Annotated in this window: 19 protein-coding genes and 1 pseudogene; 15 read left to right on the top strand and 5 right to left on the bottom strand. The window is 43.0% G+C overall.

Features of this window, described 5'->3' with window-relative positions; genetic code table 11:
• Positions 1-195, top strand: a pseudogene (locus ABKW31_RS00005) (transposase); the annotation flags it as partial.
• Between the two features lie 241 nt (positions 196-436).
• On the opposite strand, the gene ABKW31_RS00010 reads toward ABKW31_RS00005, so the two are convergent.
• The 3 genes from ABKW31_RS00010 to ABKW31_RS00020 all read right to left on the bottom strand — a co-directional run bounded on the left by ABKW31_RS00010 (position 437) and on the right by ABKW31_RS00020 (position 1,948).
• Positions 437-697 (bottom strand): hypothetical protein, encoded by a 261-nt coding sequence (locus tag ABKW31_RS00010; protein ID WP_348614048.1) that lies wholly within the window; start codon positions 695-697, stop codon positions 437-439.
• A 104-nt stretch (positions 698-801) separates the two neighbouring features.
• Entirely contained in the window at positions 802-1,308 is a 507-nt protein-coding gene (locus tag ABKW31_RS00015; protein WP_348614050.1) for a DUF3087 domain-containing protein, read from the bottom strand.
• Between the two features lie 151 nt (positions 1,309-1,459).
• Positions 1,460-1,948: a YcxB family protein gene (locus ABKW31_RS00020; RefSeq protein WP_348614051.1), complete on the bottom strand. Its 489-nt coding sequence runs from the start codon at positions 1,946-1,948 to the stop codon at positions 1,460-1,462.
• A gap of 437 nt (positions 1,949-2,385) precedes the next feature.
• Here ABKW31_RS00020 and ABKW31_RS00025 point away from each other — a divergent pair, with 437 nt between their 5' ends.
• The 14 genes from ABKW31_RS00025 to ABKW31_RS00090 all read left to right on the top strand — a co-directional run bounded on the left by ABKW31_RS00025 (position 2,386) and on the right by ABKW31_RS00090 (position 19,836).
• Positions 2,386-2,889 carry a hypothetical protein gene (locus ABKW31_RS00025; protein ID WP_348614052.1) on the top strand — a complete coding sequence of 168 codons (504 nt, stop codon included), beginning with the start codon at positions 2,386-2,388 and terminating at the stop codon, positions 2,887-2,889.
• Positions 2,890-2,941: 52 nt separating this feature from the next.
• Complete coding sequence (locus ABKW31_RS00030; RefSeq protein ID WP_348614054.1) at positions 2,942-4,390, top strand: adenosine deaminase; 1,449 nt, start codon at positions 2,942-2,944, stop codon at positions 4,388-4,390.
• A 103-nt stretch (positions 4,391-4,493) separates the two neighbouring features.
• Positions 4,494-5,111, top strand: a complete 618-nt coding sequence (locus ABKW31_RS00035; RefSeq protein WP_348614055.1) for a sigma-70 family RNA polymerase sigma factor — start codon at positions 4,494-4,496, stop codon at positions 5,109-5,111.
• Between the two features lie 6 nt (positions 5,112-5,117).
• A complete protein-coding gene (locus ABKW31_RS00040; protein WP_348614056.1) occupies positions 5,118-5,471 on the top strand; it encodes a DUF4880 domain-containing protein in 354 nt (117 codons plus the stop codon).
• Positions 5,472-5,571: 100 nt separating this feature from the next.
• Positions 5,572-8,580, top strand: coding sequence for a TonB-dependent receptor (locus tag ABKW31_RS00045; RefSeq protein ID WP_348614057.1), 3,009 nt, complete (start codon positions 5,572-5,574; stop codon positions 8,578-8,580).
• A 62-nt stretch (positions 8,581-8,642) separates the two neighbouring features.
• On the top strand, positions 8,643-10,127 hold the full coding sequence (locus tag ABKW31_RS00050) for a DASS family sodium-coupled anion symporter (protein ID WP_348614059.1): 1,485 nt from the start codon (positions 8,643-8,645) through the stop codon (positions 10,125-10,127).
• A gap of 39 nt (positions 10,128-10,166) precedes the next feature.
• The gene (locus ABKW31_RS00055; RefSeq protein WP_348614060.1) at positions 10,167-10,967 is read left to right on the top strand and encodes a DUF4886 domain-containing protein; all 801 of its coding nucleotides are present in this window, start codon (positions 10,167-10,169) and stop codon (positions 10,965-10,967) included.
• 3 nt (positions 10,968-10,970) lie between these two features.
• Positions 10,971-12,140: a M14 family metallopeptidase gene (locus ABKW31_RS00060; RefSeq protein ID WP_348614061.1), complete on the top strand. Its 1,170-nt coding sequence runs from the start codon at positions 10,971-10,973 to the stop codon at positions 12,138-12,140.
• Between the two features lie 217 nt (positions 12,141-12,357).
• Positions 12,358-13,266: a pirin family protein gene (locus ABKW31_RS00065; protein ID WP_348614062.1), complete on the top strand. Its 909-nt coding sequence runs from the start codon at positions 12,358-12,360 to the stop codon at positions 13,264-13,266.
• A 14-nt stretch (positions 13,267-13,280) separates the two neighbouring features.
• Complete coding sequence (locus tag ABKW31_RS00070) at positions 13,281-13,682, top strand: OsmC family protein (protein WP_348614063.1); 402 nt, start codon at positions 13,281-13,283, stop codon at positions 13,680-13,682.
• Between the two features lie 7 nt (positions 13,683-13,689).
• Positions 13,690-14,280 (top strand): antibiotic biosynthesis monooxygenase, encoded by a 591-nt coding sequence (locus ABKW31_RS00075; protein WP_348614065.1) that lies wholly within the window; start codon positions 13,690-13,692, stop codon positions 14,278-14,280.
• 249 nt (positions 14,281-14,529) lie between these two features.
• Positions 14,530-16,170, top strand: a complete 1,641-nt coding sequence (locus ABKW31_RS00080) for an acetolactate synthase large subunit (protein WP_348614067.1) — start codon at positions 14,530-14,532, stop codon at positions 16,168-16,170.
• A gap of 9 nt (positions 16,171-16,179) precedes the next feature.
• Complete coding sequence (locus tag ABKW31_RS00085; RefSeq protein ID WP_348614068.1) at positions 16,180-17,613, top strand: aldehyde dehydrogenase family protein; 1,434 nt, start codon at positions 16,180-16,182, stop codon at positions 17,611-17,613.
• A gap of 804 nt (positions 17,614-18,417) precedes the next feature.
• Complete coding sequence (locus ABKW31_RS00090; RefSeq protein WP_348614069.1) at positions 18,418-19,836, top strand: aminotransferase class V-fold PLP-dependent enzyme; 1,419 nt, start codon at positions 18,418-18,420, stop codon at positions 19,834-19,836.
• Between the two features lie 76 nt (positions 19,837-19,912).
• On the opposite strand, the gene ABKW31_RS00095 is transcribed toward ABKW31_RS00090, so the two are convergent.
• On the bottom strand, positions 19,913-20,053 hold the full coding sequence (locus ABKW31_RS00095) for a transposase (RefSeq protein ID WP_348614070.1): 141 nt from the start codon (positions 20,051-20,053) through the stop codon (positions 19,913-19,915).
• Between the two features lie 214 nt (positions 20,054-20,267).
• Complete coding sequence (locus ABKW31_RS00100) at positions 20,268-20,855, bottom strand: porin family protein (protein ID WP_348614072.1); 588 nt, start codon at positions 20,853-20,855, stop codon at positions 20,268-20,270.
• Positions 20,856-21,103: the final 248 nt, after the last annotated feature.

Raw genomic sequence — 21,103 nt, forward strand, 5'->3', positions numbered from 1 at the left:
GAGCACCACCATAGCCCGATACTGCAACGCTTAGGGATTAACGATGAGCAATGGTTAACCTTAACCACAGAGTTTGAAAAGCACTTCAGCAGGGCAGTGGGTAGCGAGCAGATGCTGCAACAATATAAAAATAATACCCACCATCAACGCATACGAGGCATGAGTCAGGCTAAAGCCTTATTAAAACGCGCCTAAGCTGAATAACGTCCTACAAAAAAAATACGTAACAACACCCATTTGTTCAACAAGGCTGCGCGAAATCTAGTCTTACCTGCCATTTTTTGAGCTAAATCAGCTGCTTCTAATATGCAAACGGTGCATTACAGCGAATCATTTCATTTCTTGAAAAGTTGGGGATGAACTGGCTTTGTATTCTTTAAACTGGCGTTACTATTTTTTATGGTGGCTGTCCAATTAAGCTGCATTGGGTGTCTAACTAGCTGCAGGGTGTTGAACTGCCAAATAGTGCATCGCTTAGCCTGGTCCAAAAACTACGGTGATGGGGCGCCGTATTGCGATAGTCATTTTTTTGCTGCCAACGAGCTTGGGTGGCTAATCGAGTTTGACGTCTATCATCAGCCCGATTGGCAACTTGTACAAAACGCTTTCGTTGTTCTTGGTTTAAGTCTTCGCAAAAGGCTTTAACTGTGACTCTATTGGCACGAGACGCTGAATTTGATTTGGGTGAAGAACACATGAATTTGCTAACTTATTTATCTGCACATGTCTACTTAGACAGGGTATCCATTGCTATTCTTGCAAATTGCTTTGATAACCTTGCGCTTAGTTTGTTTACAGTACTTAAAATTGTTTTAAAATACTCTCGTCGTAATCATCTGCAACTAAGCTCAGGTTATACTGGGCGGCAAGGATATCAAGTTTAGCCTGTTCAATAGCTAAGTCTTCCATCACGATAGTGTTATCATCTAGTTGCCACAATAAACGCGAGCCCGCATAACTATATTGCATGGCTAACAATGCATTGGCATCGCCTTGTTGTCCGGCGGCTTTGAGTTTAAGCATTTTGCGATTTATTTTATTGAGAGCTTGCTTAAGATCCCATACGTAGGTGACTTCGGTCATAAAGTCGTGAGAGCGGAACTTATTGAGCAGCCAAAATATCGTCGCACCTGCAATAACGACACCCAGTAGATTCCAGTAAAAATGGCTGCCACTTTCATTGGGAAATAAAGCAATCAGTGTTTGTGAAATAGCCAGACTACCTAACAATAGACCAGCAATACAGCTGACAATAATTAGATTTAAGTGGCGTCTATAACGGACTTTATTTATTTTAATGAGCTGCATAATAACCAATAACAATAGTATAAATTTAATAGAGTGCTAAGTACCACAAATCTCATCATAGAATTAACAACATTACTTTTACGATGATGATTTACTGATAAAAATCGGCTCTTTCGCTGCGCCAACACGCTACTTTAGGTGGAAAAAGATCTTATTGAGATGTTAACAAGGCTTTTGTTTGGATAAACGCTATCGCTTCTTCAGATAAACATCGGCTGGATAAATAATTTTTCCCTCCATCATGGTACAGCAACCACCCTTGGTTGGTTTGTTCAATTTTATTGACTGCACTCCATTGTATTTCACTTTCGACCGAAAAGGAGCGAGTGTAAACGCCCTGTTGATTGATGGTTAAGGTTAGCTCGGTATTAGCGGCTTTGCTGATCAACTGCCTAGCTAACCACCATGACTTTCTAAAACGTATACTGAAAATTTCCAAACCACCAAGTGCAATAATAAACCAAGCAATATAGGCATGAATCTCGGTAAAAAGTAAAACCGCTAAGCCAAAAACTGCTAAAAAAACACCCTTAAGGTAGGCTTTTTTCGAGTTATCCTGCGTATTTGACTCATCGAAGGTTTCACTAAAATGGCTTTTATCTAGGGTGTAAGTTGTTGAATAAAAAAAAGGCGTAGTCATAAAAGTTACAGTTTGAGCTAAAATGCGATTGTAGCGACAAGTGATGTGACTGGATACTTGTTTTGTAAAGCATTTTTAGTTTCAGCTCGGGCTAATAAAAAACGCTTTGGTCTAGTGTCATCTTCTATACAAATATAACGTCCTTGTATTGGCCAAAGTGTTTGATTGCAACTAATTCGCTAATACTATCACTTATTAATCCGCAGGGCTTTGGCGAGGTTGATGCCAGTTTTAGCTTGCTGATATTTTTGTTTTTTTAATAGAACTAATTATTTTTTAGCTGACCAATACGTAGCGCTATGCAAAAAATACATACTTTAGCCATTTGGTTCTAGTCGATTTTATCCGCAGTCTCAGTAGATTGTGGCAAAATACCGCAACGAGAGTGTTTAGGTTGCCAACCCAACGATGAAGACTATGCAATATTGTTGTTCAAAATGTTAACGCTGAACCGTCAATTAGTTGCTTTAGATATGGTTTGCACTGAATTAGCTGAGTATGCAAATAAATTGAATGGGCACAATAATCTTGTCCCTCGAAGCTATTTGAACTTGCTGAAGCAATTTTGTTTAGCCATTGAGCAACTGAGTGAGACGGCCACAGCTTACAAACAATTTGCCTTCATCGCAGAAGTCGACAAATTTGGCTTGGCTCTGCCGATCACGAATACCCGTATCTTGTCGGTGTATCTTCGTCTGATTGAATACGTGATAGATTATTATCAGGCCAGTGAAAAAATTGCTGGAATAATAGACAGTCATTTTGACGACAACGCCGAGAAACGTTTACAGTTATTGCAAACTCGAGCAATACGAGCCAAAGCTCAGTTTAAAACCGTAGTACAAGCCTTGGGTAAGCCAGACTACCAAGAATTTTCCAGCCATCTTGCCTTACCTCAGTCCGATTGGGGTTGGGATGCACTGCGACTCGAGATACAGTAAATTTATTTAAAATAAAACATAGATTAAAATCACTAAAGCCAAGGTAAATAAAATGAAAAATAGTAAACGAAAATTACATGGCTTAATGCTATTGAGTTTGTTGACACTCAGTAGTCTTGTGGGTGCCACTCAGCCGATACCCGCAGCCTGGTTTGAAACCTTTAAGCAACAAGCCAGCCCTGAGCAGTTGTATGATTTTTTGTATTTACTGCCTAAAGGAGGCGATTTACATAATCATTTAAGTGGTTCAAATTTCAGCGAATGGTGGTTTGAGCTGGCGACTGATCAGCAGCTTAACGGTGGTTATCGTTACTACACGCAGATATTTGCCAATATGTGCCAAAACGGCAATGCCCTTGAGTTTAGTTCAATCGGTAATTTTTTGGCTTTTCGTAATATTCAACACAGCCATTATGAGCAATTAGGTGAATGTGAAAAATCGCAGTACAAAGCACTGAATGAACTAAACTCCGCTGAAAAACAAGGGTGGCTCAATAGTATTCGCCTTGATAAGTCGGGTGAGGGGCGCGACGAGTTTTTTGAAAAACATTGGCCACGACTCAATGAGTTAATGAATAACCCCTATATACAAGCGGCCTTGCTGGTTAAAAATATGCAGGCTTTTGGTCAAGAAAATCTGGTATATCTTGAAACTCAAGTGGGGGCTCGCAATATGTTGCGCGCCGATGGTTCGTTTTTTGAGCCCGCTGACGTGGTGGACATTTACCGCCAACGTTTAGCACAAAAAGATGCACTAAGCTCAGGTGTGACCACGCGTTTACAATATACCTTGTTGCGATTTACGCCTGATGCAGAGCAACAACTAGAGTGGATATATCGCTTTGTTGATCAACATCGTGATTTATATGTGGGCATTAACATGGCGGGCAGAGAAGACAACGATAAAGGTTATCCCTTACGTTTTTTATCGACTTTACGTAAGTTGCGTAGCACCTTACCAGCCGTTGATTTGTCTATTCACGCCGGTGAAGTAGATGAGCCTAATTTTCATGTACGCGATACTTTATTGCTTGGTGCTACGCGCATTGGCCATGGGGTAAACTTGATTGATGATCCGCAAACCATGCTGTTAATGCGCAATGGTCAAGCCATGGTGGAAATTAACTTAGTCAGTAATTTATTACTCGAATATATTAATGATTATAGCCAACATCCCTTTCCTGAGTATTTGCGCACCGGTATTCCTGTGGCTTTGTCGACTGACGATAGAGGTATGTGGGATTCCACCATGACAGACGAATATTATGTTGCGGTAAAACAATTTAACTTGTCGTGGCAAGAGTTAATTAAATTGGGCGAAAATTCACTGCAATATAGTTTTGTTGATGAAAAAACTAAACAGCGACTGTTGGCCCAGTATGATGCGCGTCTTGAAAAGTTTATTAAGGATTTTAAGCGCCAAGGCATGAATATGCTAAAAAGTACTCAGTCGCCGAAACGTGGCTTTATTTGCCAGTATTATTCATTGTGCAAGCCTTAAAAGTACAAACGAAAAAAATGAACTCATTAACTAATAGGGTATTGCATTGCAGAAAGTTAAAACTTAAATTGCCTTTTTTTTTGCAAAGATGCATATTCCGCGAATGAAAGAATTTTACAATAAATTAACAAGGTCAGTTGGCCAGCTTGTTTATGGTGATAATTGCCGTGAAAAAGCCCCCATTGAAGACAAAGATTGGTATTCACATACTGTGATAACCACTCGTGCTAAGTTAATGACATCTCTTTCACGCATGTTAAGTCCCGAAGAATCTGAAGAGATTATTCAAGAGGTTTATCTGAAATTGTTTGTAGTGGCAAAGACTGAAATACCAGATAACCCAGTTGCTTATGTTTATCGCTTGGCACGTAATTTAGCTATAAGCCGTTTGCGCAACCAAACAGTTGCTCATCGTTTTGTGCAAGAAGTACTTGAGCAAATAGCCTTGGTGCAAAATGGTAGCGATCCTTTGACTTCATGTACCGAAGAAGAAGATAAAATCTTACTATTGGAGGCCATCAATACCTTGCCACCTATTTGCCGTCAGGTTTTTATCTTACGAAAACTACATGATCAAAGTCATAAAGAAATTGCTGAAGATTTAGCGATATCAATAAAAACCGTAGAAAACCATATTTATAAGGGCATGCAACATTGCCATCATTATCTGACACGTTCACACTATAATCATCATATTAAATCGGCTAAAAAACTGGCGTAGTGCTAAATGTCTTTAGATGAATGGGTTGGGCATGGCATTCCTGATGAGATTATCGATTTAGCTATTGTTTGGATCGCTAAACTTGACTCACAAAACCTTACTGAGAATGAAAAACGCGAATTTTATCATTGGTTAGACGACGAACCGATGCACCGCTGGGCATTTGAAGAGTTATCTGAAATTTGGGCAAAAACCTCTTTATTGAAAGATAAGGCCCACCTAGTTGAACAATCCCAAATATTACACTTTCCTGCCCCGACTAACCACAACAGCGAAAAAAGTCGTTTATGGTTTCAAAACCCCTCCTATTTGGCCATCTTTTTTATCAGTATCGGCCTTTTACTGCCTTTAATATTTTAAAGTGTAAAAATATTGTTATTTTTTTGTAGGGGGAAGTTGCATTTCATGCGTCTTTACATCGACACATAAAAAAATAACATATAAAACTAGGGGCAACACCATGTTGAATCGCATCACCCAAGCCTTACGCAGTAATCACATCAAAAATATAAGCTATCCCTTATTGTTACTCACTGGCCTATCGACCAGTTATGCCGTGCACGCGCAAGATGCACAAAACGCTGAAAAAGATAAAGAAATTGAAAAAGTCACCGTAGTTGGTAGCCATATTAAAGGAGGACAAGTTGCAGAGGCTTTAGCTATATCGGTTCTTAATGCTGAAGCTATTGCCAATCTTGGTGTGGACTCGGGTGATGATTTAATGGCACTTATTCCTGAAAATGGCCAAAACTATTTTAACGAAGCTGCCAATATTGGTGGTGGAGTTAATGCTGCTCGCGGTGATGTGGGTGCGTTTAACCTCAGAAATCTGGGCACCGGTAATACCTTAGTTTTGTTAAATGGTCGTCGTATGGTTAACGAAGCTGCCTATCAAACTGAAGCTATAGGTGGCAGCTTTGTACCGGTTAATACGGTTAACTCCAACACCATTCCGGTGGCAGGCTTGTCTCGGGTGGAAATACTACGTGATGGTGCCTCTGCAATTTATGGCGCTGATGCGGTAGCCGGTGTGGTAAATAACGTATTAAAAAGTAATTTTGTTGGGCTGAATATCAGTGGTCGATGGTCTGAGTACAGTAACTTACCGCGTAACGATCAAACCGTCACCGTTGAATGGGGTAAAGACTTTAACGATGGTCGCACCAACGTTAGTACCTTCTTTAATTACTACCAGCGTGATCGGGTAAATTCACAAGACGATCCACGTTGGGCTGATTCAGATTTTAGGTCGCGTTTGCCGGCTGATTCACCCTTTGCCGGTACCACCACTTTTCGTAACGACAGCGCCAACTCGCTTTATGGTCAGTTTGATGCGGTAAGTAGTGTGGCCCGTACTAGTTTACCCGGACTGATTACTGATTCTGCGGGCGAATTTGAGACTTTTCCAGAAGGCGACGAGCGCTGCCAATATTCAATCGGTTATGGCACTTGCGGTGGAATTGACGGGCAGGGTACTTATCGCTATAACATGAACGCTGATCGCGACTTGAGCTCAAAACTCGATCGCGCCAACATGTTTATGTTTATCAACCATGAGTTTGAAAATGGCATGGAAGGTTTTACTGAGTTGTCATATTACAACTCAAAAACTAACTTGCGCCGCCACGCCAGCGCACCCTTTGCTGCAACAACATTGCGCGTTGCCGCTGATAATTACTACAATCCACTTGGCCCTTGTGGCTCACCTAATCGTTTACCAGATAGTGTCATTGGTGACAATGTTCCCTGCGCAGGTGTGGCCTTGAATATAGATAATTATCGTTTTGCTGAACTGCCGCGTATTGTGAACAACGATGCCTCTACTTACCGCTTATTACAGGGCTTACGTGGAGAATTAGGTGAATGGAGCTGGGAATCGGCAGTATCTTATTCCAAAGCCAAACGTGAAGATATTACCAGTAATCGCGTATCTAATAACCTTATTCAAGAAGCGCTTAACGATACAACAGCTGCGGCCTATAACCCCTTCAGTGGTGGTGTAAATAACAATATAGAACGTGCACTTATTGATGTTGAGCGCCTCAACGAAACTGAATTGACGACCTTCGACTTAAAATTCTCTCATCCTGAAATCATGAGTTTACCTGCAGGTCCCGTGGGCTTTGTGGCGGGCGCAGAATTTCGCCGCGAAACATTTCTAGATGATCGTGATGATCGACTGGACGGAACCATTCAATTTGTTGATTTAGACGGTGGCACTTTCCCCTATGTATCGGACGTAGTTAACTCTAGTCCGTCACCCGACAGCAGCGGTGCGCGCAATGTATCGTCACTGTTTAGTGAGTTGCAAATCCCAGTTTTGACAAACTTGAATGTACAAGCCGCGGTTCGTTATGAGAATTTTTCTGATACCACCGATACCACCGTAGGTAAATTGGCCTTTGGTTGGCGCCCACTTGATAATGTTTTGGTCCGTGGTTCATGGTCAACAGCTTTCCGAGCTCCTAATCTAGTGACAATTAACGAAAGTATTGTGGCACGTAATAATACCCGCACAGATTATACTTGTTTATATGCAGCAGAAAATGGCGGGGATGCAGGGCAAGATACCCTTGATTGCGTGAACAGTATTCAACGTATTGCCCAAGGTAGCCAAGACCTAGTGCCTGAAGAGTCAACTAATACCTCTCTCGGTTTAGTATTAACCCCAACTAAAGGGTTGACCTTTACTGTTGATTTTTGGTCGATTGAAAAAGACAACACCATCGGTTTGTTCGGCGAAGAAAATCATACTTTATTGGACTTATTGTTGCGCTTAGAAAGTGGTACAAGTAATTGTGCTGTACCCTTTAATCCAGCGGTATCGCGAGCGACTGCAGGTGAAGGTGAAGCCGCTATTTATCAGGCAGCGGGTATTTGTCCTGCTGGCAATATAGACTTTATTGATGATCGTTATACCAACCTCGATAAGCGCACAGTAGAAGGCTATGACATTGGTTTATATTACAATATTGATACGGGGATGGGGGAGTTTGATTTTAGCTACAACGGCTCTTTCCTTAGTAAGTTTGAACAGGCCTCCGGTGGTGATGCCGAGCGTCTAGTAGCCGCACAACAGGAGGGTATTATTCCTATGAGTTTCCCTGTGGCGGGCTTTGCTGATCTAGTCGGCCAGGACGGCAACCAAGAGGAACGTCATTCGGTTAAATTGGGCTGGAAAAAAGGTAAATATGCAGCCTCATTGAGTGGTTTTCAAATTGGTAGCTTTTATCAAAGCAGCCTGACTCTCGATGATGGTACTTTGTACGTAGTGCCGTCGATGACAACTTTCAATGCGACAGTTTCTTATCGCTTTGATTTGGCGGGCACAAAATCACGCCTACTGTTTGGGGTAAGAAACTTAACCGATGAGCGTGCGCCGTTGACCGACGACAGCTTTGGGTTTTTCTCTGACGCTCATAATGACTATGGTAGAAGCTACTACTTAGATGTAAAAGCCTCTTTCTAACCGCACTAAACTGGGGGAAACTATTCCCCCAGTTTCTCACACCCTAATTATTAGAAGTAACCATGACCACTAATTCTTTAACTCAAAGCAGTGAGCAGGATCGCGCTAATTATCAAAATGTAGGCCTTGTTCTGGGCCCAGCCTTATTTGCTTTGATGATGCTGTTCGATCACAGTCAAAATACCATGCCACTAGAAGCTTGGCGCACCGCGGCAATTGGGATATGGATGGCGATATGGTGGGCAACCGAAGCTGTGCCGGTGCCGGTCACTGCCTTTATCCCCTTAGTCACCTTTGAATTACTGGGGATCAGTGATTTTAAAGACACCGCGATTCCCTTTGCTAACCCTATAATCTTTTTGTTTATGGGCGCTTTTTTTCTGGCGATTGCCGTAGAAAGATGGAATCTGCACAAACGCATTGCCCTATTAATATTAACCAGAACAGGCACCAATGGCAGTCATCTCATTGGCGGTTTTATGCTGGTTGCCGCGTTGTTATCCATGTGGATGACTAACACCTCTACCACCATGATGTTATTGCCCATTGGTTTATCGGTGGTGCAGGTTATCAGCGACAATGTTGATAATTTGGGTGACAAACAACGCAAAGACTTTCAAGCGGCCATGCTTTTATCCTTGGCGTATGGCGCAACTATCGGCGGTTTAGCCACTTTGATAGGTACCCCACCAAATGCCTTGTTAGCCGCGTTTTTAGCCGAAAACTATGACATTCATTTAGATTTTGTTACCTGGATGGCGATAGGTGTGCCGGTAAGCGCCATCATGTTGCCAGTGGCTTGGTTCACCTTGACCAAGTTGTCATTTAAAGTCGATATTCAAGCGAATGATTCTGTTAAAGAGCATTTAACTCGTTTACGCAGTGAATTAGGTCCCATGTCATCGGCTGAAAAACGTGTCGCTGTGATATTTTCACTGGTGGTATGTGCGTGGATGACCCGCGGTATATTAATGGATACATTTGGCTTTAGTGGCTTGTCAGACGCAGGAATTGTTATGGCCGCAGCGTTACTTTTATTTTTATTGCCAAGTAAATCCAAAGACCAATATCAGATATTAAGTTGGCATGACGCCAATCGAGTGCCTTGGGGGGTATTAATTTTGTTTGGCGGTGGTTTGAGTTTGGCGGCAGCCGTGTCAAACAGTGGTTTGGCCCAATGGTTGGGCGAGAGCTTAATGCCCTTAACTGCTTTTGGTGTTATTGCGCTAATTATCGCCGCTACGGCAATGGTGATTTTCCTCACTGAGATGACCAGCAATGTGGCGACGACAGCAACATTTTTACCAGTGGTGGCTGCCATTGCCTTTCAGGCCGATCTGAGCCCCTTGCTGCTTACCGTGCCTATCACCTTGGCGGCAAGTTGCGCCTTTATGTTGCCTGTTGCCACACCACCCAATGCGATTGTCTTTGCTTCTGGCATGTTAACCATTCCACAGATGATCCGCGCTGGTCTGGTCCTCAATCTAGTGGGCATGGTGTTGTTATCCCTTGTAGCAATTTGGTGGGCACCTTGGTTGTTAAGTTAAAAATTTAGCCAGTTATTACCTTAAAAATGAGAAAATATAATGAAAAATAGAGTACTAAGTTTGTTGCTAGTTGGTTTGCTCAGTGTTGGTGTTGCAACTGCAGCTGTTAAACCTGAAGTGCAGCCAGTCAGCACACCTAAACGTGTGCTTTTTGTGGGCAATAGTTTTAGCTATTACAACAATGGTATTCAAAACCGAGTATCCAACCTTATTAAGTCAGCCGGTAAGTGGCAAGCAGGTGACAATCGTTATCGTTTAAAAACGATTTCAGGTGGTAAGTTATTTGAACATATCGCAGGTATTCCACCGCTGTTACAAAATAGTCAAAAAAGGCAGTGGGATGTAATGGTATTGCAAGAATATTCCGATGGACCGATTTCTAAAAAATACCACCAGTCTTTTGTTGATTCCTCCGATGAAATAGCAATTTTGGCTCGTAAACAAGGCATTGAACCCGTACTTTTTATGACCTGGGCTTATAAAAATGACAAAGATATGACCCAACAATTAGCTGACGCTTATACGGCTCAGGCCAATAAACTGAATGCCCTGGTCGTGCCAGTCGGATTGGCGTTTGCATTAGCGGCGCAAACCAATCCTGAAATTGAACTGTATATTCCTGACATCGATGGCTTCAACGAGACTGGGCAAGAGCAATATAATGACGTACTTAAACATCCTAGCGTGGCCGGTACGTATTTGGCCGCATGTATGTTTTACGCCAGCTTTTATCAGCAGTCACCAGAAGGTTTAGCCTATATTGCTGATTTACCTAGCGCCGAGGCCAAACGTTTACAGCAAATTGCTTGGCTAACATTTCAGCAATTTTATAAAGGCTAAGTTATGAAGTTATTGAGTATTGTTTTAGGTTTTTGGCTTTATACACTGAGTTTACCAATAAACGCTGAAGTAGTACTTGATGGGTGTACAAACCAACAGATCACCTTAAGTAAAAACTTTGAAAGTGCTCGATTCAATTCGTGTTTGGTTTTGGACAACAATGTTTTCGAACTCAGTTTGGTACCTGAAAACGAGCCAATAAACCCAAGCCCTTGGTATGCCTTTAAAGTGCATGCTAAAAGTCCAAGTACAGTTACTATTGTGCTTAATTATACCAAGGGTAAGCACCGTTATTGGCCTAAAGTGAGTGACGATTTTGTCTCTTGGCAGCGACTGTCTGAACAGCAAGTTGAACTGTCACAGGATGCTAAGCAAGTGCGCTTGCAACTGGATGTAAAGCAAGGTGATACCTGGATTGCAGCTCAACCTTTGATAAATAATAGCGCTTATCAACTTTGGTTAGAGCAGATGACGGTGCAACAACCAGCCGTGAGTTTATCTGAAGTGGGTAAAACGGTGCAGGGCCGCAGTTTGTTGGCTTTAACTTCAACAGCCAAAAATAAAAAGCCCCTTATCGTGTTACTTGGGCGCCAGCATCCACCTGAGGTAACCGGTGCATTAGCTATGTTTACGTTTGTTGAGACTCTAATGCAAGATACGGAACTGGCGCAGAAATTTCGCCAAGAAATAAATCTGCTTGTTGTGCCTAATATCAATCCGGACGGTGTGGCCGCAGGGAATTGGCGACACAATGTTAATGGCATTGATTTAAACAGAGATTGGGGGCCATTTAGTCAGCCTGAAACTCGCCAAACTAATGAGTACATAAGGCAGTATATGGCGGACAAAAGCTTGTGGTTGGTGATTGATTTCCATTCAACATGGCGTGATATTTTTTATATTCAACCAGCTGAACAAGAAACCCGTTTTCCTCATCTTGTCGATAGCTGGATGGCAGCTATTAATCAGGCGGACTCGCCGATTATTTTTGAACCAAAGCCCGGCCATGCGCCAGATAAACCAACCTCTAAAAGTTATTTTTATGAAAAATATAAAGTCCCCACACTCACCTATGAATTAGGTGACGACAGCAAACCGAGTGATATTGAAGACTCATCAAAGATAGCTGCAAAGACCTTGATGGAATTACTTTTGAGTGAGGTCAGTCTCTGAGTTCACGCTCAGTTTTGGCTTAGTGTTGATACTTTAGCCCGCTCGCGTAAGCAAAATAGGTAATCTTTAGCCTAGCAAAAAAATTTTAAATCATTTGCTGAGATAATTTGTACTCAGAACGTTCTAGATTATCGAAGGGTAAGGGCTAAATATTCTAATTTTTATTAATACATTGTGCATCTACACTAATAGCTATTAAACATAGTGGGTGCTAAAGATGATTAATCAAAGCAAAGCGGCAGTTAAAAGTAATACACAGGATAACGCTACTAGCGCTATTGAACTTATGATCTTGCCACATGAAAAAGATCTTGGGGAGTTTACTGTTAGGCGCAGTTTGCCCTCTGTGCAAAGAAAAATGGTTGGCCCTTGGATTTTTTTTGATCACATGGGGCCAGCAACCTTTGCCGCTGGGTCTGGTGTTAATGTTCGTCCCCACCCGCATATTAACTTAGCTACTGTTACCTACCTATTCGAGGGTGAAATATTACATCGTGATTCATTAGGCAATTATGCCACTATCAGCCCGGGTGATTTGAATTTAATGGTGGCTGGTAAGGGCATCGTGCACTCTGAACGCGAGCGGCCCGAAATCAATAGTATTGAACATCGTTTGCATGGTTTACAACTGTGGCTAGCCCTGCCTGAAAAAGACGAAGAAATAGATCCAGCCTTTTATCACTACCCTGCGTCCAGTATTCCGGCCACCTCGGTTGATGGTGTTGCCCTTCGTGTATTAATAGGAACCGCTTTTGGCCTGACATCGCCGGTGTTGACTTATGCCTCTACTTTGTATGTTGAAGGTTTTATGAGTGAAGGACAAACCCTTGAGGTGCCTGAAGCGCCAGAGCGCGCCATTTATGTTGCCAAGGGGGGCTTAAAAATTAATGGAACTGCCATTCCAGAGTTCGCTATGGTGATAGTAACACCCGGTGAGCAGGTGAGCATTGAAGCCTCTGCTGAATCTAGAATCGCTATCATTGGCGGTGAAAATGTGGGTAAACGTTTTGTAGAATGGAATTTTATCTCAAGCAGAAAAGCACGAATTGAACAGGCAAAACAAGACTGGCGAGAGGGTAAATTTGCTAAGGTGAAGGGCGATGAACAAGAGTTTATTCCTTATTAATCAAAATAGGCAGCATGATGACCCTAAGTCTGCAAAAAAGTGACAGCGGTACCTACCGGCAAACGATGCGCATTCACCAGCATACCTTGTTTGCTGATGTTGCGATTGCGCTCGGTGGTGAAGATTCAGCGCCCGATCCCCATGACCTATATGATGCGTCTTTGGCGGCGTGTAAAGCGATTACTTTATTGATGTACGCCAAGCGCAAGGGGATACCATTAGACAGTGTCGATATTGAAATTGAACGTGATAATAGCCGAGAATCAGCCGGTGTTTACGTACTGAATGTGAACATGATACTAGTAGGCGACTTAAGCGACGAACAACGCCAGCGTTTGGCTTTAATTGGTGATAAATGCCCCATTCATAAGCTAATGACAGCGGCCACCACCGAAGTTAATTCAAGCACAAGTTAGGGAAGTAATGAGCACGATAGAAAGTGTTAAAGAGGATGAGTCAGTGCCAATCAACAATGGCGTTTCGCTGATTATCCGGCATAAAGTCGAGCCTTCTAATCAAGCTTCTTATGAGCTGTGGCTCAAAAAAATCATTCCTGCAGCAGCGAAATTTGCCGGTCACCAAGGGGTGCATGTCTTGCGTCCAGCCCGTGGTAATAATAAATTCGAAATAGCCGTGCGATTTTCCAGTGAAAAACTGGCTCACAATTGGTTGAATTCAGATGAGCGAAAAAGCCTGTTAGCGCAAAGTGAAAGTTTGTTTCACGAGCAAGAAATGTTGGAATTATACGATGGCATTGATTTTTGGTTTACCGAGTCACCTGCACCCAACAAAGTTGCCACCCGCTGGAAACAGTGGTTACTAACGACCGCTGTTATTTGGCCTCTTACCATGCTAATTCCCCTCTTGCTCCAGCCTTTTTATGAGGTCTTGGCATTTTCTTTTCACCCTATTTTACGTCAAGGACTGACAGTGGCAATCGTTGTGGGTTTAGTGGTTTATCTGATAATGCCAAAGCTAGTGCAACTAAGCGCAAGTTGGCTGTTTGGTAAATAAAAACTTGAGTTTGTAGTATTCAGCCTCAGTCTATACCCTAGGATAAGCACTAATTACTCAAGCACCTTGAATCGGAGTGCACGAGGTTAGGTGGACGAACAATCTTTGCAATGGTCTTATTAAGGCTAAGTGAAAAACGATATGCTACTGTTTTTCATAGTTATTTCGTCTACAGTTTGATGACTTGTTTACAGACGGTCATGAGCGGTTGGTGACGCTAGGTCACATACCTTACATAACGGAGATAAAATGAAAGCATCAGATTTATTTGTAAAAGCCTTAGAAGCTGAGGGTGTGGAATACATCTTTGGTATCCCCGGTGAAGAAAACCTCGATTTACTTGAATCGTTACGCAAATCAGATATAAAACTCATTCTCACTCGTCATGAGCAAGGCGCAGGTTTTATGGCGGCCACTTATGGGCGTTTAACCGGTAAGGTAGGTGTTTGTTTATCAACCTTAGGGCCCGGTGCAACTAATTTAGTGACGCCTGCCGCTTATGCCCAGCTAGGCGCTATGCCGATGTTGATGATCACGGGGCAAAAACCAATTAAAACCAGTAAACAAGGCCGTTTTCAGGTGATTGATGTGGTAGATATGATGCGGCCTATTACTAAATACACTACTCAAGTAGTCAGTGGTGATCGCATTCCCTCTATCGTACGTGAAGCGTTTCGCATTGCTCACAATGAACGTCCCGGCGCGGTACACATCGAGTTACCCGAAGACATCGCTGCTGAAACTACCACGGCACAGCTTATTCCTGCTAGTCTCTATCGTCGACCTATTGCTGAGTACAAATCGATAGATCGCGCCGTCAGGCTTATTGAGGAGTCTCAGTCGCCCTTATTGCTCATTGGTGCAGCCGCCAATCGCAAGCTTACCAGTAAAATGTTACGCGAATTTGTGACTAAAACCGGCATCCCTTTTGTTACCACCCAAATGGGTAAGGGAGTATTAGATGAAGCCGACGAACGCTTTATGGGTAATACCTCTTTGTCGGATGGAGACTTTGTGCATAGGGCCATCAACAAAGCCGATTTGATCATTAATGTGGGTCATGATGTGGTTGAAAAACCGCCATTTTTTATGCATCACGACGGTAAAAAAGTCATTCATATTAACTTTGATGGCGCAGCTGTTGACCCAGTTTACTTTCCGCAAGTCGAGGTTATCGGGGATATTGCCAACAGCATTTGGCAAATTAAAGAAGCCATTAACGTACAAAGCAGTTGGGAATTCTCTTTCTTTAAAAAGGTTCATGAGGCTTACATTGTTCATCGAGCAGAGTTAGAAGACGACAAACGCTTTCCTATTTTGCCCGAACGCTTTGTTAAAGGCATACGTAAAGTTATGCCCAAAGATGGCATTGTTACTTTAGATAACGGTGTGTATAAAATTTGGTTTGCCAGAAACTATCCTGCTGCCTTTCCTAATACATTGTTACTTGATAATGCCTTGGCGACCATGGGTGCAGGTTTACCCTCAGCCATTGCCGCAAAAATAGTCCATCCCGAAAAGTCTGTTATCAGTATCTGTGGTGATGGCGGATTTATGATGAATAGCCAAGAGCTAGAAACGGCCGTTAGATTAAATCTTCACATTGTGGTGATTATATTGCGCGATGATGCCTATGGCATGATCAAGTGGAAACAAGCCCATATGGAATTCGAAAACTATGGCTTGGATTATGGCAACCCGGATTTTGTTAAATATGCCGAGAGTTATGGAGCAAAGGGGTGGCGGGTCAATGCAACAGAAGAACTGGAAGGTTTAGTCAGTTCTTGTTTAGCCTCACCTGGCGTGCATGTAATTGATGTACCTGTTGATTATAGCCTGAATGACGAAACCCTAAACCGCACCATTCGTGAACGTAGCAAAGCATTATAAGGAGTTAATATGTTAGCAAAATCTTATCCCTATTATTTAGCCAATAAAGCCGTTTATGCCAATGAAAATTTGGCAGTGACGGATAAATACACCGGTGAAGTGGCCACTCGCGTGGCAATGGCTGACGCCTCAGTTATTGATGCAGCCATTGCTGCCGCTCAAAAGGCCCAGCCATTATTAAACAAAATGCGTCCTTATGAGCGCCAAGCCATTCTAAATCACTGTGTTAAACGCTTTGAGGAACGTTTTGACGAGTTAGCCGATGCCTTATGTATTGAAGCGGGTAAACCGATTAAAGACGCAAGGGGCGAAGTGACTCGCTTAATTGATACCTTTCGCATTGCCGCTGAAGAGTCAGTGCGTATGCACGGTGAGGTGATGAATTTGGAGATCACCCCACGGGCAAAAGGCTATCAAGGTATGTATAAACGTGTACCCATAGGGCCATGTTCATTTATTTCACCCTTTAACTTTCCGCTGAATTTGGCTGCGCATAAGGTGGCTCCGGCAATTGCCACTGGCTGCGCTTTTGTACTCAAACCAGCCAGTCGTACCCCCTTAGGTGCCATTATTATCGGTGAAGTCTTAGCTGAAACTGATTTACCTGAAGGCGCATTCTCCATCTTACCCTGCAGCCGTGATGGGGCGGATTTATTTACCACCGATGAACGTTTTAAATTATTAAGTTTTACCGGTTCACCGGACGTCGGGTGGGCGCTTAAAGCCAAAGCGGGTAAAAAGCCAGTAATCTTAGAACTTGGTGGCAACGCCGCCTGCGTGGTTGACGAAGACGCAGATTTAGATGATGCCATTGAGCGGATTATTTTTGGTGCTTATTATCAGTCAGGCCAAAGTTGTATTAGCGTGCAACGTATACTCGTGCATGAAAAACTGTATGCAGAGTTCAAACAACGGTATGTCGAAAAAGTCGCGAAACTGGTGCACGGCGATCCGAAAAAAGAAACAACTTTTATCGGGCCGATGATTTCAGAATCAGAAGCTCAACGCCTAGAACTTTGGATTAAACAAGCCAAAGAAGCCGGTGCTGATGTGCTGTGTGGTGGTGAGCGTAAAGGCGCTATGTTACAAGCCTGTGTATTAGAAAACGTGCCCAATGATGCCAAAATAAAGGCTGACGAAGCCTTTGGGCCAGTGTCAATTATTGCTTCTTTTAATGATTTTGATGCGGCTTTAAAAGAAGTGAATAACAGCCAGTTTGGTTTACAAGCCGGTATCTTTACTCGCGATATCTATAAAGCCCATCAAGCTTGGGATGAACTGGATGTAGGTGGCGTTGTCATTGGCGATGTGCCCAGTTGGCGAGTTGATAACATGCCTTATGGCGGCGTAAAAGAATCGGGTCTTGGCCGCGAAGGCGTTAAATTTGCCATGGAAGACATGACAGAATTACGTTTGATGGTACTACGTACTCCGCAAAAATAGTTTTAGTCTTTGGATTTTATCAAACAGGCCACTTTATGTGGACTGACAGTTAATTAGGGATCTATATGGTCCCTTTTTTATTTTATATAAATTAATATATCAATGGGTCAAGGTGTTTTTTAGTTGAAATGTGATTTGCACATTTCATGATAGATATATTATTTATCAGTCTAGCAGTATTTGCAGAAGCGGCCGATTTTTCCTGAAAGGTATTATTCGTTGCGTCCTTGTAGCCCATCTCTTCGCATTCCAGCTAATGCTGTTGTGCATTGTTCTTACAATGTTGTGAACATCGGAACAACCATGATGGCCCTCAGGCAGAGGGCATGGATAGCTCGGGTAGCGATAATGGATGGCTGTGCTGGCATCAAGCTCCATGGATGGACTATTTTTACTCCGCCACTTTAGATTACTAAATCCGTTGAGCTTTTAAATTTTGGCCACATAAATCTGAAGACATTCACATATATTCACGCCGCTGCTTACTTTTAACATTGAGTCTCAGCAAGGTGTATTTCAAATTTTCCAACTGAGAAGAAGCATAGGGAAATCGCTATTAGACATTGACTCCGTGTAGTCGCTCAGTCCCGTGCTGCTAAAATCTTTGATGAAAAAGGGGCATTGATAGCTACTATCGTCAAATGCAAAGAAGGACTAAAGCAGACCATCGTATTGTCCAAAGTAACTTGGCTGATAGGCATTCTTGCGGCAACGGTTTAACTTTACTGCGAGCCCAGTTACTATTCGGGCCCAGTTACTATTGCGGGTTCCACGTAATAGGTCAGCAATTGATAGAGACAATCCATGACCAGTCACAAAGAATTTAAAGCAGCCGCCGAGAAGGCGCTTGAACATGCACTAGCATGGCGTGAGGATAGAGCAAAATTACCAGCCTTTCCATCAGCAACAACGGCGGAACTCAGAGCACGGTTTGACCGCGATTTACCGGCTCAGGGTTTGAACGGCGAGGTGGTTATCGAGAATTTAGTTAGAGCCGCTGAGCACGGTCTGGTCAATAACACACATCCAAATTTTTACGCTTGGGTGCAGGGAGCATCTCATCCCATTGGCGTAGCCGCCGACATCCTTACCTCTGCTTGGGGGCAGAATGCAGCAATCTATCAAACTGCTCCGGCCGCAGCTATTGCTGAAGAAGTCTGTGCAAAATGGATACTCGAGCTACTTGATTTACCAGCAGAGTGCTCATTTGCCTTCGCCACGGGAGCCACTACTGCAAGCTTTATTTGCCTCAGTGTTGCTCGCAGTGAAGTGTTGCATCGCCAAGGTTACGATCTCGAACTTGAAGGTCTAACTGGGGCACCTAACATCCAAGTGTTTTTAGGTGAAGAGGCCCATGCTACGATTATTTCAAACCTCAGGTATCTGGGGTTTGGGCGCAAAAACCTTGTTTATATTGCTGTTGATAAGCAAGGCCGTATGCTGCCCGAAGATCTGGCAGACAAACTGGGTCGGGCCGATGGACCGAAAATTGTGATCCTGCAGGCCGGCCACATCAATTCCGGCGCCTTCGATCCCTTCGGGGACATCATACCCCTTTGTCAAACGCATAATGCCTGGGTTCATGTTGACGGTGCTTTTGGTCTTTGGGCGCGAACCGCACCGTCGCTTACACACCTTTGTGAGGGGGTGGAGAATGCAGACTCCTGGACTGTTGACGGGCACAAGTGGCTTCAGGTGCCCTATGATTCCGGCTATGCCATTGTTAAACACCCCAAGGCCCATCGCCGCGCTATGGATATTTCTGCCAGCTATCTGGTCAGTGATCCTGATGATGGCCGCAACCCTACCCAATTCGGTATGGAGCTTTCACGGCGCGCGCGCGGATTTACTCTGTGGGCGGTATTGCAAGCTTTTGGTCGTGAAGGTGTGGTGGAAATGCTCAGCCGCCATCATGATTGTGCCAAGCTATTGCAACAACGCTTGACAGGAACACCCGGGATAAGAATTCTAAACCAGGTAGTATTGAATCAACTGGCTATCGCGTTTGGCGATGAAAACGAAGAACTGGAAAAACGTAATCAGATGACTGCCGCAGTTATCCGCAAAATGCGCCAAGAAAATACGAATTTTGTGCTGGGGGCTAAATGGAAAAATCAAACTATCCTGCGGATTTCCATCATTTCCCAGCTTACCGACAAAAGTGACATTGAGCTGCTGGCAGCTTCTCTGTTGAGTGCATGGAATGCGGTCAGATTTGTATGATTCGGAATTTACCCCTGTGTTAGAAAGAATAACTAGGGCAGTTTCATCCTAAAGTGGTACGTTTATAAATGGAGGATTACCGTAAAATGCAGCACCACTCAATTTCGCGAATTGAGGCAGTGCCTTTCAAATAGGCAAAAAGGATAATTTTTAACAGGGCAGAGGGAGCATATGCTGGACGGACAGTGGCATCATTTGGGTACTTCGGATAAAACACGGACTTATCTAGACTCCTGTGCCTAATTGATAATAACTATTGGATGACAAACGACGGTCTGTGAGAAGTAAATGATGCCGAATTTATGCACAATTTAAGGGCTTTCTAAAGTCTCAACATCGCCATAAGCGGAAATTTACAGTTTGGCTATAATGCGCTGAGCGCAAGCTAACAGTAAATTTCCGTTTGAACAGTTTGTTAGTATCGTTTTTACTTAGAAGAAATAAACTGCTGATACAGAAAGTGTATCTAGATCGTCTGCTTTGCTGTAACCAACACCAGCTGAGAATTGTTCGGTAAAGTTATATAACGCAGCGACACCGAAAGCGGTTTCCGTTTCATCAGCAATATCCACATATTGAATAGAGCCGCTCAGCTCAATTTTTTCAGAAAGCATTGAACGGACACCCACTGTTAATCCATAGCCGTTATCGCCGTTGCTTTCTGAATTACCTTCATATGTTGCTTCAACTTCGACATCTTCGTATGAAATCACACCGAAAAAGTCAGAGCTTTTCGAAAAAGCATAGCGATAACCTAGACCTAAAGATAGTGTATTGAAGTCTAGTTCAACATTTGCACCAAACACATCAATATCATCTGAAGCGCTTCCATAACTGCCTACCACAAAGAAATTTTCTGCGAGTAATTTACTACCAGAAAGACCAAAACCTGTTAATTTATCGCCATCGACATCAACTGATTGATAAGAAATAGATACGCTATCCCAACGAGGTGATTCTGAGGCTTGAACTGGGCCAAAGGCTAACAATAAGGCTGACACTAAGACTAATTTTTTCATTTTAAATTCCATACCCAGTTAAGAATATCGGTAGTGTCTTGGGCGCGAAACTGCCGCATATTATTTAGACGTCTTTGTATTATATGTGGGTCCACATTTTGTAATTTTCACTCATTTGTCAGAGAAATCAGAAAGCTTTTCGAGCACTAGACTTATTATTCTTTTAGGATCTTACACAGAAAGCAGAATAATCTACCATTCATTTTTATAAAAATAACCTTCAATCTTTTAGCTAATTCAACTAAGCA

Source organism: Paraglaciecola sp. 25GB23A (assembly GCF_040012495.1).
In the GTDB taxonomy this organism is placed as follows: domain Bacteria; phylum Pseudomonadota; class Gammaproteobacteria; order Enterobacterales; family Alteromonadaceae; genus Paraglaciecola.